We start from the raw sequence: 23,339 nt of genomic DNA on the forward strand, positions 1-23,339 counted from the left end.
GTGACCGACTTATGCCTTTAGTAAAACGGTTTTTTTATCAAACACAGACAAAGCCATGATGAGTCCAACAAAAACAAATGCTTATTTTTTCACTTTTTTCTTGCTTATTGCAGGTTTCTTTTATTCTTGTAAAGACAAGGATATTCTTTCCGGAGAGCACGATCCTGGCAGATCGACTGTTTTTTCTGATTTCTCACCCAAAGAAGGGGCGATAAGAACACGCCTGTACGTTAACGGAGAAAATTTCGGCACGGATGTTTCCAAAATACATGTTTATATCGGCGACAGAGAACTCAAAGTAATAGGATCTAACGGAAAACAGATTTATTGTTGGGTACCAGGACAAACTAATACAGGGCAGGTAAAAGTTGTGATAGATGGAAGCTCGGGCAATCCTGTTGAGCACACATTTGCGGATCAGTTCACTTATATTAAAAGCACCAATGTAGGCACACTGGTGGGCAAGGTTGATGAGAATAACAACTCTGGTATTATAGATGGTCCTTTTGAAGAAGCGGGCTTTACCTATTCGGGTTACATAACTTACGAACCAGGTAGTAATAGCGTATTTGTAACAGAAATTGATCGTGCCGTAAGGAGAATAGACCTGGAAGGCAGAATGGTGTCTACCCTTATTACCAACGGGCAGGCCAGCTTTAATAAATTACAGACAACAACATTAAGTACCGACACAGATACTTTGTATTTGGTGGACGATAATGGAAATAGAAGTACACCCAATAAAGTGGCGATAGCTTATTCGCTCCGCTCGGAAAACTATAGGCGGGTACATCCTATCATCTACGATGTGGGCGCCTTCGGAGTTGCTCAACATCCTGTGCACCGTGGCTTTTTTATACCGTGACTAATGGAACGCCTATTAAAAAAGGAGTACCGGATGCAGTAACAGGTGAGTTAATTCCGAAAGAACTGTTCAGAATAGGGGTAATATTAATGGTACATTAATATTCTTTCATCCTTCCGGCAATTATGCCTACATCATGGTACAGAGCCGCATTTATAAAAGCATGTACAATTGGGATAAAGAGGAATTGGAGCCGGCCATCATTTTTGCCGGTGGCGAAGTGGGTGATGTAGATGCCATTGGTACTTCAGCAAGGATATCCAGGGCATACCAGGGTGTATTTGTAGAAAATCCTGCTTATGCCGGACAAGCAGATGAATACGATTTTTACTTTTGCGATCAAAATAATCACAGCATCCGCATATTAGAGCCTAATGGTATGGTTACGACATTTGCAGGTAAAGGAAGCCCCACGCCGGATGGAAGTAAGAGAGGTTATATTGATGGCCATCCTAGGTTAGAAGCGCGGTTTGGTGAACCTACTGGTATTGATTATGATGCAAAAAACAGAATTTTCTACATTGCTGAACGTTATAACAAACGTATACGTACAATAACCATTGAATAAATCCCTCTAACAATTATCCTTTTTAAACGAGCTGCTTTTTTACACAGGCCTGGTACCTTCTGGTACTAAGTTTTCGGGCAGTTACTGAATACCAATTCATGAAAAAAATAATTTTTATACTGATAGCGATGGTTGGAATGATGTCTTTCAGCTATGCGCAAGACACTGCACAGATAGCGGTAACTGTAACTGGTACGGTTATTAACGAGCAGAAGGAACCGCTTGCGGGTGTAACGGTTGCCGTAAAGGATCAACCCGGCCTGGGCATTTCTACCAACGACAAAGGAGAATATACTATCAAGGCGAATAAATACCAATGGCTGGTTTTCACATCAGTAGGTTATGATCCAATGGAAGTACTGATCAAGGATCAGCTCATCCTGGATGTAACATTGAAAACTGCTGATCAAAAAGCAATGGACGAAATTGTGGTTACGGCGCTGGGCAGGCAGAAAAAAGTAACCGTAACAGGGGCCATTACCACTGTAGATCTGACTACTCTTAAAACTCCCACTTCCAGCATTACCAATGCTTTGGCCGGAAACGCAGCCGGCGTATTAGCCATGCAGGGAAGCGGTCAACCCGGTAGCAATGCTTCAGAATTCTGGATCAGGGGCATCTCTACTTTTGGGGCAGGAACAGGTGCGCTCGTAATGGTAGATGGTTTCGAAAGGTCGCTTACAGAAATCAATATAGAAGATATTGAAACATTTACCATACTGAAAGATGCATCGACCACCGCTATTTATGGTTCTCGTGGAGCTAATGGTGTCGTGCTCATTACAACTAAAAAGGGTAAGGCGGATAAGGTGTCTATAAATGGTAAGTACGAGGCCTCTCACAATACCCGAACGTTTACACCTCAGTTTGTAGATGGCCATACTTATGCCAGCCTGATGAATGAGGCGCGTACAACCCGTACAGAGGAACCCTTTTATAGTGCTGAAGATTTAAACCTGATCAGTAATCAACTGGATCCCGATCTGTTTCCGGATATTAATTGGATGAATATGTTTTTGAAACCCAGTGCCCTTACCCAGCGGGCCACACTCAATTTTGATGGAGGAGGTGCTTTAGCTCGTTATTTCGTATCGGGCAGTTATATTAATGAAGGCGGTATGTATGAAACCGATGAGAACCTGAAAAACTATAACACTAATGCTAATTATAAAAGATGGAACTACCGTGCGAATGTAGATATGAACCTTACTAAAACCACACTTGTGCGTATGGGTGTAAGCGGTTCTTTGGGTAAACAAAACCTGCCGGGCGGTAACTATAGTGAGATATGGGCTTCTTTAATGGGACAAAATCCAATTTCTATTCCCATTAAATATTCAACCGGCCAGGTAGCTTCAAGGGGTGGGGCCGACAGGCAGAATCCATGGGTACTGATCACCCAACAGGGATATATTGAGAACTGGGAGAACAAGGTTCAAACCAATGTTACCCTTGAGCAAAACCTTAAATTTATTACTCCCGGCTTACGTTTTGTAGGACGTTTTGGGTACGATAACAACAACAACAACAACATTCGCCGCATGAAATGGCCCGAGGGTTGGATAGCTGAACGGCAACGTCAGTCTTCCGGAGAACTCCGCCTGAACCGTACGATTGCTGAACAATTACTTGTTCAACAGTCCAGTTCTTCCAGTGAAAGGTGGGAGACCTTACAGGGGGAATTACATTATACTAAAAATATTAAACAACACAACTTAGGGGGGTGCTGCAATACACGCAGGAAAAAAAGTGAATACAGGCAGTTATGGCGATAACATTATGCAGGGTATCGAGCGGCGCAACCAGCGTCTGGCTGGTCGGTTTACGTATGCGTATGAGTCGCGTTATATGTTTGACTTTAACTTCGGATACAATGGTTCCGAAAACTTTGCCACCGGCCACCAATTTGGTTTCTTTCCCGCAATATCGGGTGCCTGGAACGTAGCAGAAGAGAAATTTATACTGGATAATTTGAAGTGGGTGGATATGTTTAAGTTCCGCTATTCTTATGGTAAAGTGGGAAATGATATTATGAGAGATAGTAGCAATCAGCCCATTCGCTTCCCCTACCTTGCAGAGTTTACAGGAGGTACGGGCTACAACTGGGGGATATTGAAAGCAACAATACATTTCCTGGTCTTTTATACAGTAGGATAGCCTCCACCGGTATTACCTGGGAAGTAGCTACCAAACACAATCTCGGTCTTGATTTTTCTCTATTCGGTGATAGGTTCGGTGGCGCCCTCGATTATTTTTATGAGCAGCGCGATGGTATCTATATGACCAGAAACTATATACCGGCAAGTGTGGGCATCCTTTCAGCGCCGCGTGCTAATGTGGGCTCTACTTTAAACAAAGGGTTTGACGGCCAGTTGAAGTATTCACAGCAAATCAACCAAGTGAATTTTACCATACGTGGCACCATGGTATATAGCCGTAACGAAATACTGGAAGCAGATGAACAGTATAGTAACTATCCCTATACAAGACGGGCTGGGTTTAGGGTCAATCAAAATAAGGGCTTGATAGCACTAGGCCTTTTTAAAGACTACGAGGATATCCGTAATAGTCCGGTTCAAAACTTTGAAAACTTTAGAGTAGCTCCAGGTGACATTAAGTATAAAGATATCAATGGTGATGGTGCTATTGATGATAATGATATCGTGGCCATAGGCGCTACCCGCTATCCTAACCTTACCTATGGTTTTGGGTTATCGGCCAACTGGAAGGGATTTGATGCCAGTATATTGTTCCAAGGGGCGGGAAAGTCATCTTTCTTCATCAATGGTTATACCATATATCCGTTTAGTTCGGGAGACTGGGGTAATATTCTCACCGATGTAGTAGAATCCAACCGCTGGATACTGGGAGGAAATGAAGATGTAAATGCAGTTTACCCCAGGCTAAGCTATAATGGGAACCCTAATAATTACCGGCCCTCCAGCTACTGGCTACGCGAAAGTTCGTACATGCGTTTGAAAACAGTAGATGCAGGGTATACTTTCCCTAAAGTGTTTACCAATAGAATGGGTATAAAAACAATGCGTTTGTATCTGCTGGGTACCAACCTGCTTACCTTCTCTAAATTTAAACTATGGGATCCCGAAATGAACAGTACGAACGGCCAGCAATACCCTCTGGCAAAAACAATCACCATGGGTTTAACCTTAAACCTATAATACATAAAGCCATGACGAAAAAACAAATAACCTCAGGAATTTTGCTGATAGTTGTATTGTCTACTTTTAGTTCCTGCAAAAAATATCTGAATGTAGAGCATTACTTCGATGATCGCCAAAGTGAGGAACGTATCTTTAACAGCAAAGATTATACGGAACAGTGGCTCGCAAGTTGCTATAGTAAATTGTTAGACTACAATCTTGAAATCGGGCATAGAAACTATACGCTGACCAATTATTCTGACGACATGTTCTTTAATGAGTCAGGTGGTGCTAATGGTTTGCAATACCGGCAGTTTAAATTCGGAGAATATGATTATACCTGGCTCAGGCAGTCCTGGACACAATCTTACGACGGTATCCGCCAGGCTTCTGTGATGCTACACAGCATGGGTGAGGGAGATACTTTCACGCCTGCTGAAGTTGCCGACTATAAGGCTCAGGCCAGATTTATACGAGCGTATTTATATTGGCTGTTACTTCGCAAATATGGCCCTGTTCCCATTATGCCTGATAGGGGGTGGACTATGATGTACCCTACGATCAGCTATCTTACCCCCGTAATACTTACGATGAGGTAGCTACATTCATATCAGAAGAAATGGCACTGGCGGCAAAAGATCTTCCTTTAAAACGCGATAATCGAAGCATTGCCCGTCCTACCCGAGGAGCAGCATTGGCCACCCGCGCCAAAGCCCTTATCTATTCTGCCAGCCCGCTGGCTAATGGTAATCCAGAGATGGCCGATTTTGCCGATGATGCCGGCAGAATACTAATCAGTCCGCAATACAGTGAGGAGAAATGGGCGAAAGCAGCAGCAGCAGCCAAAGATGTAATCGATCTGAATCATTATCGGTTATATGTAGCAGCTCCTAAATTTAAAGGGACTACTGATTATCCACCTACGATTTTCCCGCCACATCATCCTGAGTATTCAGAGAAGAATTTTCCGGAAGGATGGGCCAATATAGATCCCTTCGAGTCATATCGCGCCTTGTTTAATGGCGATCTTTATGCGGGTGAAAACCCTGAGATGATCTTTACCAGGGGTGAAAATCAGACTAGCGAAGAGTTTGGTGTGATTTCGCTAGCCAGGCACCAAATGCCTCAAGTCGGTGGCGGTTACAATTGCCATGGTATTACTCTCAAACAATGCGATGCTTACGCAATGAATGATGGTACGCCATTTAACCGTGATGCAATACGTCAAAAATATGGTGCTAATATGTTTGTGCAGGCAAGCGAGGTGAATGACTTTAAACCTTTGCTGGCTAATGTATGGAAAGAGTATGCCAACCGGGAGCCACGCTTTTATGCTTCTGTAGCATACAGTGGTGTACTTTGGACTATGTCAAGCGCTATTAACAATGCAGCGGTGGTTACCAATCAGCAGATTTTTTACTATCGTGGAGAGAACGAAGGTATGATCAATGGAGACCGATGGTTACCAACGGGTATCGGTATGATGAAGTATGTGAATCCTAAAGATAATGCTACCGGAAACGGTGGTAAGATATTCCCGAAAGTAGAGATCACTATACGTTACGCTGATCTCCTGCTGATGTATGCAGAAGCGCTTAACGAGCTGGACGGTAGTTATAGTATCCCTACATGGGACGGTAGCGGCTCTCATGCTATATCCAGAAATATTATAGAAATGAAAAAGGCAATATCCCAGGTGCGTATCCGTGCAGGTGTGCCGGATCATGACATGGGAGTGTATAGTAATAAAGAGGAACTACGTAGGAAAATAAAACGTGAACGCCAGGTTGAGTTGCTGGGTGAAAATCAACGCTATTATGATTTAAGACGCTGGAAGGATGCACCTGTGGATGAGGCGGAACAGATATATGGTTACAATGTACTTATGACCAAAGACAGGGCGGCTGATTTCTATACGCCTATACGGGTACCGCTATTGCAAACTACATTTTCCAGGAAAATGTATTTCTGGCCTATCGATTGGAATGAACTGCAAAAAAATAAACGTATGACCCAGGCGCCGGGCTGGCCATCTTTTGATTAATGTAAAAGTTTTTAATTGTATTAGCTACAGCTATGGGGTAGCAAAACACAGCAAACCTGTAAAACAATAAAAAATATTCTGATGAAGAAATTACACATATATGTCGCAATTGCAGTACTGGCTTTTAGTTTCAGCGCTTGTAACGACGAATGGAAGGAGGAACTATATACTCAAATGGTATCTTTTAAAGCCAGGCTAACCAGTGAAGGGGTTTCAGAAGTTTACCTGCGGTATAATAAAAACGGGGAAGTGACTTACAATCTGCCTGTTATTGTGAGTGGATCACAAAGTAATCACCAGGATCTATACGTTAAAATAGAGGTGGATTCTGATACTTTAAATATTTATAACAAGGAAAAATTCCAGTACCGTACAGATTTATATTTTAAACAGCTACCGGAACAGTTTTACCAATTGTCTTCGCCTACCTGTTTTATCCCTCAAGGAGTGAATACACAAAACTATCCCATAAAATTCAAATTTGATAATCTGGACCTGGTAGAACGGTATGTATTGCCCCTTACTATTCAAGACGATCCTTCTTATATTTCTAATGATCGAAAAGGTTGGAGAAAGGCATTATTGTACATAAGACCATTTAACGACTTCTCAGGAAAGTACTCTTCAACTTCAATGAACGTTTACCTCGATGGACAAACTACCCTCCCACTGGTGTCCAGCACCAGAACGGCGTGGGTAGTAGATGAAAGATCAGTATTTTTCTATGCCGGTGTATTCGAAGAAAAATCGGAAGCACGTGGCGAGTATAAAGTGGTGATGGACTTCTCCGAGCCGGAAACTCAACCGGATGGTACACAAACCGGCACTTTAAATGTATATGCACCCAACAGCGAGATTAATTTTGAACTGACAACTCCGGCTACTTACCAGATCCGGGAAGTGTCAGACCCTACCAGGAAATACCTGGTAACTCGTTACTGCACGGTATATCTGAAGTACAAATATGATGATATTAGTACCGTTCCCGGTAAGCGAATAAGGTACAGGGCTGATGGCTCCATGACAATGGCACGGTTAACCAATACACTGATACCGGATGAAGATCAGGCTATCGAATGGGAAGAAGAATAATATAGAATTTACGGGAACTATTTTACCAGAATAGTTATCTATCCTTTTATTCAAATCCGCCAATCGCTAAAAAAGTAAGTCCGCATCAAATCTGTCTGATGCGGACTTTCGTTTCTTTACAAATTTTTTTGATAAAAGATCAGCATCTATTGCTCTTTTGTTCAAGTCATATTAATTTGATTCCAAAATCGAAATATTATGACTTCTTCTTGTATAATATTCTAACTGCTTAATAGATTAGTAGAACCGAAGTAATACATTATTTCGCATCGGCACTTAACCATAATTTAATCTTATATTTATTATGGTTTACTAACTTGCCGCCCTCAATATGGATTATGTTTCAGAGATAAAACAGGGAAACAAGCTTGTTTTTGAAGAAGTATATTATAAATATCACAATAGATTTTATTTCTATGTGCTAAGAAGAACCGCTTCAGAAGAACTGGCTGAAGAGGTAGTGCAAATGAGTTTTATTAAAGTATGGGAAAAAAGATCCCAACTTTCCGCTTCGTTCCCGATCGAAGTGCAGATTGCAAGAATCGCCCGGTCTATTATGATAGATGTATTGCGCCGAAAAGCAATTGAGCGAAGAGTATTGGATACAATTAAACAAAATGCCGACGCGGCCATTATTGGAGATCCGGCTGCAGATAAACAACTGGTTGAAAAAGTTCAGGAGGCGATCGAAAGCCTGCCACCTCAATGTAAAAAATCTTCATGCTCAGTCGTGAAGAAGGTCTCACTTATCTTCAAATAGCACACCACTTATCTGTTTCACCCAAAACAGTAGAAAACCACATTTCAAAGGCACTAAAAGTGGTAAGAAAAGCAGCAGCCCTCTGCTTTATCATAAACATGTAGCCGTCATTTATGATTAAATTGTTAACAGGTAGGGGTAAACACATTCTTGTTCGAATCTTCTTTGTCATTCCGGTATAAAATGTCTTGCGTAGGTGGCAGGCATGTTGGTATAATAACAGGTTATGAGCCAACGCCGGGTTTATTAAATTTCTAAAGAAGATGAAAAAACAAATGATGTCCTCCAAAACACTGTTTACATTTTTTTCCTCGCCTTTGCTTTAAGCGCAGCAGCGCAGACTGCTCAGGTAAAAGGTACTGTTCTCGATGAACAGGGCAATCCCCTTGAAATGGTTTCTGTTGTAGCCCGCCAGGAAAGCATGGATGTGGCTACAACCCTTACCGGCAAAGATGGTTCTTTCAATCTGAACAATTTAAATCAGGAAGGAACTTATGACTTCTACTTCAGCTACGTCGGTTATGAAACGTATGTTGAAAAAAATATTGTACTGAAAAAGATCAGAGCGCTTTATTAATAAGACTGGTAAACAAAGCGGGAGATCTTGAGCAGGTAGAAATAGCTGTAGGTTATGGCACCGTAAAGAAAAGCGACCTCACCGGAGCTGTTTCTACCGTTAAGATGGAAGACCTCGAGAATATTCCGGTTCCGCGTGTAGACCAAATGCTTGCAGGGCGGATTGCAGGAGCTGAATTCATGTCTACGGATGGAGCGCCAGGATCCGGTACGACAGTGCGTATACGGGGTACAAGGTCTATATCTGCCGACAATGAACCTTTGTACATTGTGGATGGAGTAATGGACGGGATTAATAATTTGAATGATCTGAATCCCTCTGATATTGCCAGCATCAGCGTATTGAAGGATGCGTCTTCTACAGCTATTTACGGTTCACGTGGTGCAAATGGTGTAATCATTATCACCACTAAAAGCGGTATAAACAGGAATGGTAAAACAGATTTTACTGCAAGAACATCCCAGGGTTTTGCGCAAATGGCCGGCTATCTCGATTTAATGGATGCTACCCAATTTGCACAATTGATCAATGATAGATATTATTATGCCAGCGCAGCCAACCGCACAAAGCCGCTTGAAGATTATCCCTATCCTGACCCGCTTTCACTTGGCGAAGGTTCCAACTGGCAAGATGCTCTTACCCGCAGCGCCCCTTTTTCTAATTATTCGTTAACAGTTTCAGGAGGCACTAATGCCACCAAATTCTTTATTTCAGGAGGTTACGATAAAATTGATGGAGTGATTCTGGGTAGTGAGTTTAAGCGCTACCAATTTCGTTTGAACCTTGACCAGACATTGAGTAAATATGCTAAGGCGGGTGTTCGTGTTGCTTACTCCAATAGCACACAAGATCAACCAATGCGGTACTTAGGTGCTTATAATAACTGGAGCGTATCTTTTGTATCGGTGGCACCCGTTGTTCCAATTTATAATCCAGACGGCTCGTTGAACAGTTGGAACTCCCAGAATTATTCCGGAGGTGTATCCGACCTGCCTTTGTTTGATGCAACACTAAGAAAGAATACTACGCAAACAGGAACGCTGACCTCTATGGCTTACGTCGATATTATGCCAGTTAAAAATATTGTAGCGCATTCCTCAATTTCTTATTCCAAGTATGATATTAATAACAATGCGCTGGTTCCATCTACAATGCCCAGCCGTGCTACCGCTGGTAATGCTACTTCTAAAAGTATAAATCAGAATGATAACTTGCTGAACGAAAATACCATCACCTATAAAAACACTTTTGGCACCGAACATAATTTCGATGCCATGTATGGATTTACGGTACAGATGCGGAATTTCTACAGAGTTTCCGTAAGTGGTAGTGGTTATTATAGTGATGAAACTGCGCTTTGGGATATTGGTTCCATACCTGATAAGCAAAACCTTAACGTTAGTGGTGCAAAGGAATTGCAAACACGTGTATCGCATTTGGCCCGCCTTAATTATAATTATGCGAGGAAATATTATCTCACTGCTACTTTGCGCAGGGATGGAGCTTCGAATTTTGCCGCTAACAATAAATGGGCTTATTTCCCATCAGCAGCTTTTCGCTGGAATGTGTTGAACGAAAACTTTATGAAGAACTCCAGCCTTAGTGATTTTGCCATTCGCCTTAGTGCAGGTACATCTGGTAATGACGCCATTTCCCGATATCAATCACTCAGTCGCCTGACCTCTACAACATCGGGCTATTTGTTTGGAGATGGACAACCTGTGGCATTTTACCCGTCGGGTATTGCTAATTCAGGTTTGAAATGGGAAAAGACAACTACTTATAACGCGGGTATTGATCTTTCCTTCTTCCGCAAAAGACTTGAAGTTACAATTGAAGCTTACAGAAGCAATACTTCAGATCTGCTGCTGAGTGTACAAATGCCTACGCAAACAGGCTTCGCTTCAAGGTTGATGAATTTTGGTAAAACATCAAATAAAGGTCTGGAACTTACCATCAACTACGATATAATGCGTAAACGCAATTTCGGTTGGGCCGCCAGCTTTACTGCTGCACATAACCAACAAATGGTTGAAGATATAGGCTTAGTGGGAAGGGTTGTTACGAATACTTATACATATGGTGCGCAATACATGATAAATGGCTACCAGTCAGGATATCCGTTGAATGCTATTTACGGATTTCAGTACGGAGGTGTGTGGAAAAACACAGAGGATATTGCACAAAATCAGATCGATAAAAAATACGTATCAGCTTCAGCGGCTTATTTGGTTCCGGGACGCCAACGTTATATTGATCAAAATAATGATGGCTTAATGAATAGCGATGATATGGTGATGTTGGGGGATGCCGATCCCGAAATGTATGGTGGTTTGCAAAACACATTCCGCTATAAAAAATATTCTTTTCCATCTTCTTTAACTATTCTATTGGAGGAGATATGTACTACCCTGGCGGAATGTTCAATATGACCGGGGTGTATCTGAACAATCAGCATGAACTTATGGTGAACCGGTATCATGAAGTCCGTAATCCTGATTCCGATGTTCCCAGGACCGATTCGAAAGATGATATTCCTAATGACCGGTTTGTATATGATGCCAGCTTCCTTCGTTTAAAAGCGGCTTCCATCGGTTATACTTTTGATCTTGCAAAAATAACTGCCTCAAAACTCAAATCATTGGCGCTTTCGGTGAATGGAAATAACCTGATGCTACTTAAAAATTATATTGGTTATGATCCCGAAGTAAATACAAGCGGCACATCTTCAACCTTGCGTCGTGTAGACAATGGATCATTCCCCCAAACAGGACAATCACTTTTACTGCTGAATTAAAATTCTAAGAAACATGAAACAGTTAAAAATATTTTCACTTGTTGCGCTTACCATTTTATGCCTAAGTCTTGGTAGTTGTGAAAAGTTTTTGGAAGAAAAACCCGAGAGCTTTCTTAACGCTGATAACTTTTTCCAAACGGAAGCGCAGGCATTATCTGCGGTAAACGCCTGCTATCTTAGGCTATATAATATTTACAGAGGGGATTTAATGATGGCAACTGAATATACCAGCGACTTGTCATACCTGACTAATGGTGGTGTAGATCAATCTTTTGGTATGTCTCCTTCCAACCCCGGAGTTAGTGATGGTATCTGGACCTCGGCCTATAACGGCATTATGGTTTGTAATGCAACCATTGCCGGTATTCAGAATTCTGCTTCACTTCCAGAAGAAAAGAAACCTGCTTTAATTGGAGAGGCTGCTATTATGCGTGCACTATATTACTATATACTCACCAGTGTGTTCGGTGATGTGCCCTACTATACAAGTGATGCAAGCGCCAGTTTTGATGCATTGATGGAAGTAGCAAAAATGGGGCGGATGCCCGCTGCGGCTACAAGGGATAGTGTAATCAAGGATCTTCAGAAATGGGCTCCAGCTATGCCTCAAACAAAAAGTTCGTCTATCCCTGATAACAGGGTAGGAGCGCCATTGGCTTATATGCTGATCGGTAAAATGGCCCTTTGGAATAAGGAATGGGATGTTTGTATTGATGCAATGCAAAAACTGAAAGATATCTATGGCGCATTATCTCAATATTCATTGACTGATACCTGGTTTCGCAATAAGAATAAAGCCGAATCTATTTTTGAAGTACAATATTCAGGAGTTATAAAAATTAGTAATGTTGCTACTCAAATGACACCAGCAAGGGCTTCTGGAGCCGTTTATGATGGTGTTACTATTCCTGAGCTCGGCACAACAACAACAACTTTTACTGCGGCGATACCTACGGCCTATCTTATGTCTTTGTATGAAGATTCAGACCCAAGAAAGAATACTACGCTGGCATACACGCATAATGGCGTATGGTTCAACAGGCCAAAATCTAACAATTATACAGGAAAGCCCTGGCCAGGACCCAAATTCTGGTGCCCGAGTATGAGTCTTCAGCAGGATAATAATAATCAGAAAGTATTTCGGTTTGCTGATGCATTACTGATGTTAGCTGAAGCGGCTAATGAAAAAGACGACCCGGCAACAGCTCTGTCAGCTATTAACGAAGTGAAAGCAAGAGCTAATGCCAGTTTTGTACTCACAAGTTATCCGGGTAAAGATGCATTCCGTGAGGAACTTAAAAAAGAGCGAGCAAGGGAATTGTATGGAGAATATGGCCGCAAATGGGATCTGGTACGCTGGGGTGATTTCTATACCCGTGTAAGTGCAACATCTGCAACCGAAGTAGATGATATACAAACAAACTTAAGACCTTACCACGAATATTATCCTATACCACAATCAGAGGTTGAGCGTTCGGGTGGTGTGTTAACCAATGATGCATATAATCAATAAAAACTAAAGACTATGAAATGAGCCTAAAAATTAACGAGCTAAATTATATCCAAAGCGATGGTGATTTTTACGAGAATCCATCTCATAAATTAAAATCAATAAAAAATCAACAGATGAATCGATTTGTTTTATTCTTCACTTTAATTACAATATTTTTTATCGGTTGTAAAAAAGAAGACATTGTATTTAATACCGACCTTGCTCTTGATTCGAGGTTTATTATTCTGAATGCTCCAGCCGATACCACCAAGATAGTTGTGTATTCAGACCATAACTGGACCATGGAAAACCGGGATAATGCTTCTTGGATCACGATTCAGAAGGGATCAGGTAATGGAACAGCGTATGCAATTGTTGCAGTACCAAACAATACTTCCGACTATCCACGTGCGGCCACGCTTCTTTTCAAAGCAGGTAACAAAATAGATACTCTTAAGCTGGGGCAAAGAGGTATTGTTACGCCCGCACTTGCCATAACAGCGGCTTCTGTAGCAGCCCCTGCCGCAGGAGGTGTCGTTCAAACAGCTATCAACACTACGCTTCCGTTGAGTGCTATGAATGTTGGTTACACATATGCTGCCGGCAATAACTGGATTTCCGGTCTTCAGATAGCAGATGGTAAAGTGTCTTTTAGTGTGACGGGAAATGAAACCGCGGAAGCAAGAACTGCTAAAGTTTACCTGAGCTATTCCGATGTGCTTGGAATTAACATTAGAGATTCTCTTACCGTAAATCAGCCAAGGCCATAAGTTTTTGGTATTTTGTTAGGTGTTCACATCAAACATTGTGCTCTGCGATGTCAATATCGTTTTGGAAATACAACTTTAAATATATGCATGAGATGCAGAAAATATTAGTTCTAACAGCGTGTATCTGCTTGTCATGTTTGCTGCATGGCCAGTCACAAGAAAAAATATCTTTGGTGTATACTGATGCTGCTTCGATGAAACTGATCGGGCAGGCATTTCCTTTAAAAAGCTTTCATCGTATTGATACGAATGCACACCGAAATTTTTCTGCAGGTATAAAAAGGTTGCTTACAAACGGGGCGGGACTTGTTATCAGCTTTAAAACGAACAGTCCGCGTATAGCTGCCAAGTGGTGCGTAAGCAGTTCGAAACCACATAACAATATGACACCCATTGTCGATAAGGGCCTTGATCTTTATATCAAAAGAAATGGCAAATGGGAGTTTGCGGGTGTAGGCCGGCCTAATGCCGTTTGCAATGAATTTGTAATGGTAAAGGATATGGAAAAGGGTGAGAAAGAATGCCTGCTTTATTTGCCAACTTATGATGAAGTGAAAAGTCTTTCTATTGGGATTGATAGCGGTTGTAAGATTGCCTCTGGTAATGATCCTTTTACAAAGAAAAAGGTAGTAATATATGGTTCCAGCGTTACGCAGGGCGCTTCTGCCAGCAGGCCGGGAATGGCTTACCCGGCAAGGCTTTCGAGAGATATGGGAATTAATTTTGTAAATCTTGGGCTGAGTGGAAGTGGTAAAATGGAAAAAGAAGTTGCAGATATGGTAGCATCCATTCAAGCTGATGCTTTTATATTAGATTGCTTTGCAAACCCTAGTCCCGAGCAGATTGCAAAGCGAACGGCATATATCGTAAAAGCAATAAGAGCCAAGCATCCCAATGCTCCGATTATTATGATACAAAGCGTTTTTCGGGAAACCGGAAATTTTGATTTGACAGTCAGAAAATTTGTAGAACGGCAAAATGCGAATACTTTAACTGAGTATCAGAAGTTACTAAAAGAAGGAGTAAAGCATCTTTACTTGATACCAGGTGACAATCTGTTAGGAAAGGATCATGAAGGTACAACAGATGGTACTCATCCCAATGACATAGGTTTTGATAGAATGTTGCAGGTAATAAAACCAGCAATAAGTCCTCTTTTAAATTAAAATCTTGTAAACTATTATGATAAAGCGTTATTCTTTTTTGATCACAATTATTGTATGTAGCTGTCTGTTTGGTCCGTCGGCAAAAAGCCAGTCAGCGCCACAGCGGTTGCGCCTTGGGTTTTCAATCGGAGTTAATAAAATTACTCCAGAGCTATTAATTATAGCCAAGGCTAGCGGCATTGATTATATTGAAACAAGTTTAAATGCTTACGTTGATTCAGCCCGTAATCTTCGCCTTACAGATGAGGAAATTATAAGTAATGTAAAAGCAGCAAAAAAGCGGCGGACGATGCTGGTATACAAATATGGTCGATACACATGCCATTTGGGCCGCGAATAGATATTTCAATGCAAGATGATACCGAACGGCAAAAGGTATTAGAGCTGCATAAAAAAATAATTGGTTACTGTGCTTTACTCAAGCCGAAGATCATTCTATTTCATCCAAGTTTCTTTTTGGGGCTTAATGAGCGTGAAATTCGTAAGAGCCAGATGATTAAATCTGCTATTGATTTAAATAAGACGGTTAAGGAGATTGGCGCTACGACGGTAATCGAAAATATGTTTGGCCCTGAACTTTTACGCGATGCTAAACGAGAAAGGCCATTGTTCCGTACTGTAGAAGAATCTGTAGAGATTATGAACAGGCTTCCATCAGATATTTATGCTGCGATCGATCTGAACCATACCAAATATCCGTCGTCGTTGATATATGCTTTGGGCCCACGTTTAAAGACATTGCATGTTGCGGATGGTACTGATAAAGCCGAAAATCATTTCTTCCCATGTAGCGGAGAAGGGCACAACGATTGGGTAGCAATTTTTATTGCACTTAATGCAGTTGGGTATAAAGGCCCGTTTATGTATGAATCTAAATATCAGGATGTAAGTGATTTTAAATCTTGTTATGAAAGCCTGTATCAGTCTTTTGTGAAGGCATTGGGAGTAAGCAATAAATAATGATAGTCAATTTTATTACAGTAGTTATTATATAAGTTATGAGAAGGAAAATGTTTTTTATATTGACGTTTGTGTTGTTTGTATTGGGAGCAACAGCACAATCAGAAAACACTAACCCGGTTAAATTAAGAGTAGGAACCTACAATGTTGGACACTTTAATCAGGGTATGAAAGGCGGACTTGAAGTGCGGGGAAAGGCCCAATATCCTACGGATAAAGAAGTGACAGGCAAATATATAAAGCAGGAACTGCTGAGTTGGAAAAGCTGGATAGGTGAGCAAAGCCTCGACATTTTAGCGGTTCAGGAATGGAACAGATATTTTGACCAGGATAGTACATTCATAGCTGCTGATGAACTTTTAAAACCCTATTATAATAATATTTACTTCGGTGATGAACATACCTGGATTTATAATGGTATTGCTACAAACTACCACCTGTCCAACCTTCATCAAAAATATTGGTATGAAGATTATTATGCTTTGATCGGAGACCTGAAAATTGGTAACAAAACAATCAAGGTTATTTCTACGCATATTCCCTGGCAGGCAAAAGGACATACTAAAGCGTTGGATTCAATTATTGCTGTGTTGAAAAAATATGAATATTTCATTTGCTTTGGTGATACAAATTCTTCAGACGCTGAAATACTACGATTTCCGGCAGCAGGGTTTAACATTGCCAATGGCGGACACCAGGGGTGGTTTGTAACTGCTTCTGGCGGTGTTAAACTGGATCGCATGAAGGACGGCCCTAATCGCCATATTGATAATGTTATTACCAGCAAAAATATCAGGATCATGAATGTGTCGGCACCATATACAAAGTTGAATGATATGGATCACCTGCCGGTTATAGCGGATGTAATTATCACTCAATAAAGTAATAAACTGGACTTTAATAAACTGTGGATCGCTGACTCGCTGTAAAGATTAATAGCTGGTCTATTGGCCAGAAGTTTAATTTGCGATAACTTATAGAAACAACACCTTTTCTAATCCCTGTGCTACATGAAGCCAAGTAAAAACTTAATAGAAAGATTTTTAAAAAACGACTGTACAAGTGCAGAGGCGGAAATAGTTGATCGATTTTTTAAAGAAAATCCTGATGAATTGGAGCACTATTTCCCTGTAAATGCCTGGCTCACTGAACCAGAAGCGAAATTGGATGCAACTGTTAGTGATAGAATATTACAACATGTCAGGGAAAAATATAAGAAAAAAAGCAGGCATCTTTAACAGCAAAAATATTACGGTATGTTGCAGCTGCTTCTGTTGCTGGCCTTGTAATGGTCATCGGGCTAAAAATATTTACTTCCACGAAAACTTCAGAAAAACAAACTCTAGCGGCAGCTCATGCAAATACAGCTGATCTAATGCAAACCATTGACAACAAAACAGGCAAAGTTATGCAGATAACTTTGTCAGACTGTTCAGTAGTTGCACTTTATCCAAATGGCATACTTCAATATTTACCTGCGTTCGAGGAAAACAGAAGGATCTTGTATTTAAATGGCAAGGCCAGATTTGATGTGCGTAAAGATAAGGTGAGGCCTTTTACCGTATATGCATCGGGGATTGCCACAACGGCTTTAGGCACACGATTTATAATATCAGTGTTAGATGATAAGCAAGTATCTGTAACACTAAAGGAGGGTATTGTAAAGGTATCGCCGGAGCATGGAAGAGATACAAGTATGCATGTATTGTTGCGCCCCGGCGATCAACTGATTGTAAACAGCAGAAAATTTCATAGCTATTCTTTGACGCATGAGGCCGCTTCTGCTTTTGCAAAAGAAAAACGTACGGTGTTGAAAATTCCTGATGATACCACCACAAAAAAGAAACAAGGTTGGTCTTTAAAAACCAACCGTTAAAAGATGTGTTCAGGAAAGTAGAAGAAAAATTTAATGTAACTGTAGATCATATAAATGCACCAGGTGTTGAAGAAAAATTATTTACAGGTATTTTTCTTGAAAATGACAACCTGAAATTTATATGTGATCTGATTTGCAAATTGCATGGACTGCATTACCGTATTGAAAAGCATACCGTCATCATAAGCTCAAATTGATCTGCAATTTTATCAACGATCCTCGCATTATTAAGAAGTAAGATCTTGTTGAAGATTTGTTGAATTACTACAAGTAAGTTTTATATTTACTCCCTGGTAATTTTAAACTTTACTCAATGATGTTTGTAAGACGCTTCTCTTTTGTTGCAATTTTCGTATTGGCTTCCCTTTTAAATTTCGCCCAGAATTCTAAACAAATTTATGAGCTTAGGGTGTATGAACTACGGTTTGGTGGGGCAAGAGGAGTTCTGGAGAAATATTTCGAAAAAGCCTTATTCCCTACTTTGAATAAGTATGGCATAAAAGATATCGGAGCTTTTGAGGAGATTTCGAAAGAAGATCCGGCAAAACTATATCTTTTAATTCCTTATGCTTCAATGGAAGCTTTTGGCAAAACAGTTGAACGTCTTGAAACGGATACCTTGTTTAAAGAATTGAGTAAAGAATTTGATTTTATTTCTGCTGATAAAACACCTTATACACGCATCTCTTCAATGTTAATGTCGGCATTCAGCGGCCTCCCGCAACTGGTAAAGCCTAAGAAATCTCAAAAGCTATTTGAAGTCAGAACTTATGAAAGTCACAATGAAGCTGCTTCTTTCAATAAGATAAGCATGTTTAATGATGAAGAGTTAAAGGTTTTTCAGCAAACAGGTCTTCATTCCGTATTTTTTGGACAAAACATTATTGGGGAGCATCTTCCATGCCTTACTTATATGCTTGCTTTCGATTCGATGGAAGAACGTGAGGCGAACTGGAGAAAATTCGGCGCAAACCCTGATTGGAAGCGCATTTCCTCCGATGTTAAATATGCTAACAATATAAATAAAATAAGAAGGGTCTTTTTGACACCACTGCCTTATTCCCAATTATAACATTAAACTGTCTACTCCATTAATTATAAATAGAACTGATTTTTTGGAGATGGTCCGTTTTAGGTAAAAGATGAAAAACTTGGAGCACGTTCAATGTGTCCATTAGAACATGTTCCTAATAGAATCATACTTGAAGCTATCTATAAAATTGTTGTAAAAAGGTTCCGTCAAATTCATGCAGGAGCTATTTCCTGAACTGGCTTTTTATCAGGGTACATAAATCTTTTATTGTTGCAAAGAATCAAATAAGAAACTAACCCATAACCAAATCATTATTGGTAAGCACAATTTCCTATCGGAAGAGTTTACAGGGATCAAAAGATGGAATAAGTGCAGCCCCTGGTCTCAATTCAATTATTATTTGCCTGCAATTGTAACATTTTAGAAAGTTATACGACTATTAAATGAGATTGATAGCAAGCGCTGTTATGTTATACCAATTACCATAATAATGTTCACGGTACAGGCGGGGTTGCATAAGGTGATTGGCATTCACCTTCTAAAAAATGTTGTTTACCGAGAATTGAAGTGAGATGGCCATTTTGCTATTGATCAGTGGTGCTTGCGAACTGTATGTTTGTGAAACAAATACAAAAAACAATAAAAAAATATTAAAAACAATTCTGATGAAAAACTTAATTCTTTCCACCGCAGTACTATTCACTTTAACAGTAAACGCTTTGGCGGCACCTAAAGACCCCGTAAGCATAAAAGTCCAGGAAACCTTCAACCAGATTTTTAAAAATGCAGCAGATGTAAGCTGGACTGTCAACGGCAGCAATAGTGACGCTTTCTTTACAGTTGACGGAATTAAAACGCGCGCTACTTTGAATGCAAACGGAACCCTTATTCAAACGATACGTTATTATAGTGAAGAACATTTGCCAGCAAGTGTGTTATACAATATCAAAAAGTCATACAAGTCAAAAGAGATTTTTGGTGTTACTGAAGTGTCAAATCATAATGGCATTAATTACCGAATCGTATTAAAAGACGACAAGCACTACACTTTTATAAATGCTAATAGCTCTGGAGATAACGAAGTAGTTAAAAAATATAAAAGAGGCGATAAATAGTAAAGCTTAAAATTTTTCTCATGTAAAACAACGGAGGAGGTATTCTTATCTTCTCCTTTTTTGTGTTATATGTTTTAAAAGCCGAACCTATTTCTTTAAATGTTTCCCAATATATTCTGAAGGAACCATCCCGAATTGTTTTTCAAAATTTTTGCTGAATATTTTTGGAGAGTTATATCCAACTATATCAGATACTTCATTAATATTATATCCCTCGCTCATTAATTTAGCGGCTTTTTTCAAACGTGTTAAATTGATAAGATCATTTGGTGTAAGATCAGATATGGCACTTATCTTTCTATAAAAAGTTGTCCGGCTCATATTAAGGTAACGCGCCAGCCTGTCTACGTCCAGTTCCTGTTCCTGCAAATGTTCTTCTATAATGTGGTTCACGTTTTCCAGGAACTTTTCATCTGCTTTAGTATGAGCAATTGACTTTAATTGTGCAATAGGTGAGTTAGCGAAATAGTCTTTTATTTTGTTACGATTGGCCAGCAGACTGGCTATTTGCATTTTCAGATGTTTGGGGGAAAAGGGTTTTTCAATGTACACATCAGCACCAAGTTCAAGCCCTTGCAATCGTGCTTTCAATGTATTTTTCGCTGTTAACAATATGCACGGTAAGTGACTAAGTTCTACATCAGATTTGATGATCCTGCAAAGTTCAAAACCATCCATCACCGGCATCATTACATCACTTACAATTAGGTCAATTACTTCATTGCGCAAAACGTCAAGTGCAGCCTGCCCATTGATCGTTTTTTTAACGGTATATGTATCGCAAAGATTAGTTTCAATAAAATCAAGAATTTCTCTGTTGTCTTCAACTAACAATATTACGGGTTTCATAATGGGCGTTTAGTTTTTAGGCATCAAAGGAAGTAAAAGCACAAATACATTTTTATCATTTTGCATCGGATCAATATACAGTTTGCCGTTATGCATTTCGGCCAATGTGCGGCTTAGCGCCAGGCCGATGCCAGTTCCGGATTGGCCTGAAGTGTCTTTGATCCTGTAAAAACTGTCAAAGATTTTCTCTCTGTCTTCTTCCGGTATAACAAATCCATCATTTGCAAAAGTTATTTTATAATGATCCTGATCTTCGGATAAGGTCAATGTTATTGTCACAAAGCTTTGAGCATATTTAACTGCGTTGTCGATAAGGTTATTAAATATTTTATTCAAAGCTTCTTCGTCTGCCTGCGCGAATATATCGCTCTCGCAACTGATCTCGTAGGATAAAATATTATGTGCTGCAATAGGTTTGAAGCGCAAATAAATATCATTAAGCAATTCTGAAATATTGATACGGTCAAAATTAAGGTGGAAGCCATTCATCTCGATCTTTCTAAAGTCAAGTATCTGATTGGCCAGATGCATTAGCCTGTCTGCATTTCGGCTCATGAGTTGCAGATTTTTTGTGATAGGAGACGATTCCGGCACTTCATCCATTATATTTTCCATCGGGCCTTTTATAAGCGTTAATGGTGTTTTTATTTCATGAGCTACATTCGTAAAGAAATCTATTTTATCTTCATAATGTTCCTTTTCTTTTTCAAATGCCATCTTTTCCAAACCTTCGCTTATTCCGCTCTTTTGAACGATTCACGAAAAACCTTATGATCATAAATGTGATTAAGATCATTAACAACATATATGCCAGGTAAGCCTGCCATGTTAACCAAAGTGGAGGTAAAATTTCAATATCAAGCTGTGCAAAATTCCCTTCCACATCCTTAGATTCCATCATGATCTTGACAATGAAACTGTATTTGCCAGGCGGCAGCTCGGTATAATAAGCTTTTCTGTTACTTAGTAGGTAATTCCAGTTCTTGTCAAGGCCAACCATTTTATATGCATACCTGATACTGGATGGTGCATTGTAATCGAGCGCAGCAAAGTCAATGCTGAAGGTTGACTGGTTATATTTCAGCTTTAATTCTTTGGTATATAAAATTGATGTTTTAAGCGGCGAATTTTTATGAGCAATTGGAAGCTCCTGGTTGTATATCTGGAAGCCTGTAATGTAGACGGGTGGCGAATAATGTTGCACAGGAATTGAATCAGGATGAAAGCTGATCATACCTTTTACACTGCCAAAATACATATTGCCTTTATTGTCTTCAAAAGCTGACCGGTAGTTGAATTGATCTGTAAGCAAACCGCGGGATCTTGTAAATGTTTTTACCTGGTTATTCTCCGGCGTAAAACGCACCAATCCTTTGGAAGTACTTAGCCAAAGATTTTTACTTTTATCTTCTAATATGGTATAAATAACATTTGCCGGAAGATTGTTTCGTGTGGTATAAATTTTTACTTCGCCACTTCGTGAATCAAACCGGCATAAGCCGCCTTCTGTTGCAAACCAGATCAAGCCATCGGTTGTGCAATATATGTAGTTGATAATATTGCAGGCAATGCTTTTGTTATTGTTTATAGAAAAAAATATTGTGTTGCTTTATTAGTTGTCGGGTCATATCTATAAAATCCATTACCGTATGTACCCGCCCAGATATTTCCATTTATATCTTCGCGAAGCGCGCGAAAAAAGGCCTTTGGAAGGGCAGTGATTCGATCAAATACGTTTTTATTTTTGGAGTATATAAATGCACCTTTATCTGTTGCCGCAATTATTTTTCCTGTTTGGGTATAAATAAGTGCGTCTACGAAATTGCTGCCAATTGAATTATCGAGTGTATTATAGTTGTGCAAGCGCCTGCCATTAAGGTCAAGCAAGTCAAGGCCGTGTAAGTAAGTTCCTGCCCACAACGAATCTCCATGAACTAAAATGCTTTGCACATTGGAATAGGAGATGGTTTGTTTTTTATTTGCCGGATTAAAATTGATAAACGTATCATCAGCTGAATTAAATTTATTGATACCGGCGTCTTCCGTTGCGATCCATAACATTCCGTTTTTGTCTTGCCGTATCTCTCCAACTGCGTAACCACTTATGGAAGTGCCACTCGTTTTAGGGAAGTATTTTTTAAAAGCCATTTGCTGTTGTGAGAAATAGTTAATACCTCCAAAGTAAGTGCTGGCCCATATTCCACCCTGACTATC

The 23,339-nt window shown here is 40.0% G+C and carries 28 protein-coding genes; 24 read left to right on the forward strand and 4 right to left on the reverse strand.

From position 1 onward, the window contains the following. Window positions 1-55 precede the first annotated feature (55 nt). The 24 genes from MKP09_RS00100 to MKP09_RS00210 all read left to right on the forward strand — a co-directional run bounded on the left by MKP09_RS00100 (window position 56) and on the right by MKP09_RS00210 (window position 20,276). Complete coding sequence (locus tag MKP09_RS00100; protein ID WP_240825194.1) at window positions 56-865, forward strand: IPT/TIG domain-containing protein; 810 nt, start codon at window positions 56-58, stop codon at window positions 863-865. Window positions 866-1,001: 136 nt separating this feature from the next. Then, window positions 1,002-1,433 (forward strand): NHL repeat-containing protein, encoded by a 432-nt coding sequence (locus tag MKP09_RS00105; RefSeq protein WP_240825201.1) that lies wholly within the window; start codon window positions 1,002-1,004, stop codon window positions 1,431-1,433. A 98-nt stretch (window positions 1,434-1,531) separates the two neighbouring features. Further along, entirely contained in the window at window positions 1,532-3,208 is a 1,677-nt protein-coding gene (locus MKP09_RS00110; protein ID WP_240825206.1) for a SusC/RagA family TonB-linked outer membrane protein, read from the forward strand. Next, complete coding sequence (locus tag MKP09_RS00115; RefSeq protein ID WP_240825208.1) at window positions 3,183-3,590, forward strand: hypothetical protein; 408 nt, start codon at window positions 3,183-3,185, stop codon at window positions 3,588-3,590. The genes MKP09_RS00110 and MKP09_RS00115 overlap by 26 nt, the downstream gene beginning before the upstream one ends. A 122-nt stretch (window positions 3,591-3,712) precedes the next feature. Next, window positions 3,713-4,612 (forward strand): SusC/RagA family TonB-linked outer membrane protein, encoded by a 900-nt coding sequence (locus MKP09_RS00120; protein WP_394800992.1) that lies wholly within the window; start codon window positions 3,713-3,715, stop codon window positions 4,610-4,612. Between the two features lie 11 nt (window positions 4,613-4,623). Continuing rightward, the gene (locus MKP09_RS00125; RefSeq protein ID WP_240825218.1) at window positions 4,624-5,193 is read left to right on the forward strand and encodes a RagB/SusD family nutrient uptake outer membrane protein; all 570 of its coding nucleotides are present in this window, start codon (window positions 4,624-4,626) and stop codon (window positions 5,191-5,193) included. Next, window positions 5,133-6,638: a RagB/SusD family nutrient uptake outer membrane protein gene (locus MKP09_RS00130; protein ID WP_240825220.1), complete on the forward strand. Its 1,506-nt coding sequence runs from the start codon at window positions 5,133-5,135 to the stop codon at window positions 6,636-6,638. The genes MKP09_RS00125 and MKP09_RS00130 overlap by 61 nt, the downstream gene beginning before the upstream one ends. 81 nt (window positions 6,639-6,719) lie before the next feature. Continuing rightward, the gene (locus MKP09_RS00135) at window positions 6,720-7,730 is read left to right on the forward strand and encodes a DUF4973 domain-containing protein (RefSeq protein ID WP_240825222.1); all 1,011 of its coding nucleotides are present in this window, start codon (window positions 6,720-6,722) and stop codon (window positions 7,728-7,730) included. Between the two features lie 331 nt (window positions 7,731-8,061). Beyond that, the gene (locus MKP09_RS00140; RefSeq protein WP_240825224.1) at window positions 8,062-8,490 is read left to right on the forward strand and encodes an RNA polymerase sigma factor; all 429 of its coding nucleotides are present in this window, start codon (window positions 8,062-8,064) and stop codon (window positions 8,488-8,490) included. Continuing rightward, the gene (locus MKP09_RS27715; protein ID WP_394800993.1) at window positions 8,451-8,594 is read left to right on the forward strand and encodes a sigma factor-like helix-turn-helix DNA-binding protein; all 144 of its coding nucleotides are present in this window, start codon (window positions 8,451-8,453) and stop codon (window positions 8,592-8,594) included. Before MKP09_RS00140 ends, MKP09_RS27715 begins: the two co-directional genes overlap by 40 nt. Window positions 8,595-8,881: 287 nt before the next feature. Beyond that, window positions 8,882-9,067, forward strand: coding sequence for a carboxypeptidase-like regulatory domain-containing protein (locus tag MKP09_RS00145; protein ID WP_240825226.1), 186 nt, complete (start codon window positions 8,882-8,884; stop codon window positions 9,065-9,067). 5 nt (window positions 9,068-9,072) lie between these two features. Then, on the forward strand, window positions 9,073-11,499 hold the full coding sequence (locus tag MKP09_RS00150; protein WP_240828985.1) for a SusC/RagA family TonB-linked outer membrane protein: 2,427 nt from the start codon (window positions 9,073-9,075) through the stop codon (window positions 11,497-11,499). Beyond that, complete coding sequence (locus MKP09_RS00155; protein WP_240825236.1) at window positions 11,469-11,864, forward strand: hypothetical protein; 396 nt, start codon at window positions 11,469-11,471, stop codon at window positions 11,862-11,864. The genes MKP09_RS00150 and MKP09_RS00155 overlap by 31 nt, the downstream gene beginning before the upstream one ends. A 13-nt stretch (window positions 11,865-11,877) precedes the next feature. Further along, on the forward strand, window positions 11,878-13,377 hold the full coding sequence (locus MKP09_RS00160) for a RagB/SusD family nutrient uptake outer membrane protein (RefSeq protein ID WP_240825238.1): 1,500 nt from the start codon (window positions 11,878-11,880) through the stop codon (window positions 13,375-13,377). Window positions 13,378-13,394: 17 nt separating this feature from the next. Beyond that, a complete protein-coding gene (locus tag MKP09_RS00165) occupies window positions 13,395-14,126 on the forward strand; it encodes a BACON domain-containing protein (protein WP_240825240.1) in 732 nt (243 codons plus the stop codon). A 173-nt stretch (window positions 14,127-14,299) separates the two neighbouring features. Next, on the forward strand, window positions 14,300-15,292 hold the full coding sequence (locus MKP09_RS00170) for an SGNH/GDSL hydrolase family protein (RefSeq protein ID WP_240825242.1): 993 nt from the start codon (window positions 14,300-14,302) through the stop codon (window positions 15,290-15,292). A gap of 16 nt (window positions 15,293-15,308) precedes the next feature. Continuing rightward, a complete protein-coding gene (locus MKP09_RS00175; protein ID WP_240825244.1) occupies window positions 15,309-15,632 on the forward strand; it encodes a hypothetical protein in 324 nt (107 codons plus the stop codon). Then, window positions 15,611-16,252: a sugar phosphate isomerase/epimerase family protein gene (locus MKP09_RS00180; protein ID WP_240825254.1), complete on the forward strand. Its 642-nt coding sequence runs from the start codon at window positions 15,611-15,613 to the stop codon at window positions 16,250-16,252. Before MKP09_RS00175 ends, MKP09_RS00180 begins: the two co-directional genes overlap by 22 nt. Before the next feature lie 50 nt (window positions 16,253-16,302). Continuing rightward, the gene (locus tag MKP09_RS00185; protein ID WP_240825255.1) at window positions 16,303-17,133 is read left to right on the forward strand and encodes an exonuclease/endonuclease/phosphatase family protein; all 831 of its coding nucleotides are present in this window, start codon (window positions 16,303-16,305) and stop codon (window positions 17,131-17,133) included. Window positions 17,134-17,262: 129 nt separating this feature from the next. Beyond that, window positions 17,263-17,490 (forward strand): hypothetical protein, encoded by a 228-nt coding sequence (locus MKP09_RS00190; RefSeq protein ID WP_240825257.1) that lies wholly within the window; start codon window positions 17,263-17,265, stop codon window positions 17,488-17,490. A 137-nt stretch (window positions 17,491-17,627) separates the two neighbouring features. Continuing rightward, a complete protein-coding gene (locus MKP09_RS00195; RefSeq protein WP_240825262.1) occupies window positions 17,628-18,128 on the forward strand; it encodes a FecR family protein in 501 nt (166 codons plus the stop codon). A 5-nt stretch (window positions 18,129-18,133) separates the two neighbouring features. Further along, complete coding sequence (locus MKP09_RS00200) at window positions 18,134-18,325, forward strand: DUF4974 domain-containing protein (protein WP_240825264.1); 192 nt, start codon at window positions 18,134-18,136, stop codon at window positions 18,323-18,325. Between the two features lie 116 nt (window positions 18,326-18,441). Further along, complete coding sequence (locus MKP09_RS00205) at window positions 18,442-19,200, forward strand: NIPSNAP family protein (RefSeq protein ID WP_240825266.1); 759 nt, start codon at window positions 18,442-18,444, stop codon at window positions 19,198-19,200. 626 nt (window positions 19,201-19,826) lie between these two features. Then, entirely contained in the window at window positions 19,827-20,276 is a 450-nt protein-coding gene (locus MKP09_RS00210) for a hypothetical protein (RefSeq protein WP_240825268.1), read from the forward strand. Between the two features lie 87 nt (window positions 20,277-20,363). Here MKP09_RS00210 and MKP09_RS00215 read toward each other — a convergent pair whose 3' ends face one another. The 4 genes from MKP09_RS00215 to MKP09_RS00230 are packed head-to-tail and all read right to left on the reverse strand — an operon-like array spanning window position 20,364 to window position 23,273. After that, the gene (locus MKP09_RS00215; RefSeq protein ID WP_240825270.1) at window positions 20,364-21,125 is read right to left on the reverse strand and encodes a response regulator transcription factor; all 762 of its coding nucleotides are present in this window, start codon (window positions 21,123-21,125) and stop codon (window positions 20,364-20,366) included. A gap of 9 nt (window positions 21,126-21,134) precedes the next feature. After that, window positions 21,135-21,842 carry a sensor histidine kinase gene (locus tag MKP09_RS00220; RefSeq protein ID WP_240825272.1) on the reverse strand — a complete coding sequence of 236 codons (708 nt, stop codon included), beginning with the start codon at window positions 21,840-21,842 and terminating at the stop codon, window positions 21,135-21,137. After that, window positions 21,832-22,650, reverse strand: a complete 819-nt coding sequence (locus MKP09_RS00225; RefSeq protein WP_240825274.1) for a triple tyrosine motif-containing protein — start codon at window positions 22,648-22,650, stop codon at window positions 21,832-21,834. The genes MKP09_RS00220 and MKP09_RS00225 overlap by 11 nt, the downstream gene beginning before the upstream one ends. Window positions 22,651-22,709: 59 nt before the next feature. Then, window positions 22,710-23,273 carry a ligand-binding sensor domain-containing protein gene (locus MKP09_RS00230; RefSeq protein WP_240825276.1) on the reverse strand — a complete coding sequence of 188 codons (564 nt, stop codon included), beginning with the start codon at window positions 23,271-23,273 and terminating at the stop codon, window positions 22,710-22,712. Between the last annotated feature and the right edge of the window lie 66 nt (window positions 23,274-23,339).

The sequence above is a fragment of the Paraniabella ginsengisoli genome (assembly GCF_022513635.1).
GTDB classification, from domain to species: domain Bacteria; phylum Bacteroidota; class Bacteroidia; order Chitinophagales; family Chitinophagaceae; genus Niabella; species Niabella ginsengisoli.

What these genes read in the sequence shown, in the direction of transcription:
- MKP09_RS00230 (WP_240825276.1), bottom strand. Translation starts at nt 23,273, where the DNA reads ATGGCTTTTAAAAAATACTTCCCTAAAACGAGTGGCACTTCCATAAGT.
- MKP09_RS00135 (WP_240825222.1), top strand. Translation starts at nt 6,720, where the DNA reads ATGAAGAAATTACACATATATGTCGCAATTGCAGTACTGGCTTTTAGT.
- MKP09_RS00220 (WP_240825272.1), bottom strand. Translation starts at nt 21,842, where the DNA reads ATGGCATTTGAAAAAGAAAAGGAACATTATGAAGATAAAATAGATTTC.
- MKP09_RS00155 (WP_240825236.1), top strand. Translation starts at nt 11,469, where the DNA reads ATGTACTACCCTGGCGGAATGTTCAATATGACCGGGGTGTATCTGAAC.
- MKP09_RS00195 (WP_240825262.1), top strand. Translation starts at nt 17,628, where the DNA reads ATGCAAACCATTGACAACAAAACAGGCAAAGTTATGCAGATAACTTTG.
- MKP09_RS00125 (WP_240825218.1), top strand. Translation starts at nt 4,624, where the DNA reads ATGACGAAAAAACAAATAACCTCAGGAATTTTGCTGATAGTTGTATTG.
- MKP09_RS00165 (WP_240825240.1), top strand. Translation starts at nt 13,395, where the DNA reads ATGAGCCTAAAAATTAACGAGCTAAATTATATCCAAAGCGATGGTGAT.
- MKP09_RS00105 (WP_240825201.1), top strand. Translation starts at nt 1,002, where the DNA reads ATGGTACAGAGCCGCATTTATAAAAGCATGTACAATTGGGATAAAGAG.
- MKP09_RS00140 (WP_240825224.1), top strand. Translation starts at nt 8,062, where the DNA reads ATGGATTATGTTTCAGAGATAAAACAGGGAAACAAGCTTGTTTTTGAA.
- MKP09_RS00145 (WP_240825226.1), top strand. Translation starts at nt 8,882, where the DNA reads ATGGTTTCTGTTGTAGCCCGCCAGGAAAGCATGGATGTGGCTACAACC.
- MKP09_RS00210 (WP_240825268.1), top strand. Translation starts at nt 19,827, where the DNA reads ATGAAAAACTTAATTCTTTCCACCGCAGTACTATTCACTTTAACAGTA.
- MKP09_RS00185 (WP_240825255.1), top strand. Translation starts at nt 16,303, where the DNA reads ATGTTTTTTATATTGACGTTTGTGTTGTTTGTATTGGGAGCAACAGCA.
- MKP09_RS00175 (WP_240825244.1), top strand. Translation starts at nt 15,309, where the DNA reads ATGATAAAGCGTTATTCTTTTTTGATCACAATTATTGTATGTAGCTGT.
- MKP09_RS00160 (WP_240825238.1), top strand. Translation starts at nt 11,878, where the DNA reads ATGAAACAGTTAAAAATATTTTCACTTGTTGCGCTTACCATTTTATGC.
- MKP09_RS00215 (WP_240825270.1), bottom strand. Translation starts at nt 21,125, where the DNA reads ATGAAACCCGTAATATTGTTAGTTGAAGACAACAGAGAAATTCTTGAT.
- MKP09_RS00205 (WP_240825266.1), top strand. Translation starts at nt 18,442, where the DNA reads ATGATGTTTGTAAGACGCTTCTCTTTTGTTGCAATTTTCGTATTGGCT.
- MKP09_RS00120 (WP_394800992.1), top strand. Translation starts at nt 3,713, where the DNA reads ATGACCAGAAACTATATACCGGCAAGTGTGGGCATCCTTTCAGCGCCG.
- MKP09_RS00180 (WP_240825254.1), top strand. Translation starts at nt 15,611, where the DNA reads ATGCCATTTGGGCCGCGAATAGATATTTCAATGCAAGATGATACCGAA.
- MKP09_RS00110 (WP_240825206.1), top strand. Translation starts at nt 1,532, where the DNA reads ATGAAAAAAATAATTTTTATACTGATAGCGATGGTTGGAATGATGTCT.
- MKP09_RS00100 (WP_240825194.1), top strand. Translation starts at nt 56, where the DNA reads ATGATGAGTCCAACAAAAACAAATGCTTATTTTTTCACTTTTTTCTTG.
- MKP09_RS27715 (WP_394800993.1), top strand. Translation starts at nt 8,451, where the DNA reads ATGCTCAGTCGTGAAGAAGGTCTCACTTATCTTCAAATAGCACACCAC.
- MKP09_RS00190 (WP_240825257.1), top strand. Translation starts at nt 17,263, where the DNA reads ATGAAGCCAAGTAAAAACTTAATAGAAAGATTTTTAAAAAACGACTGT.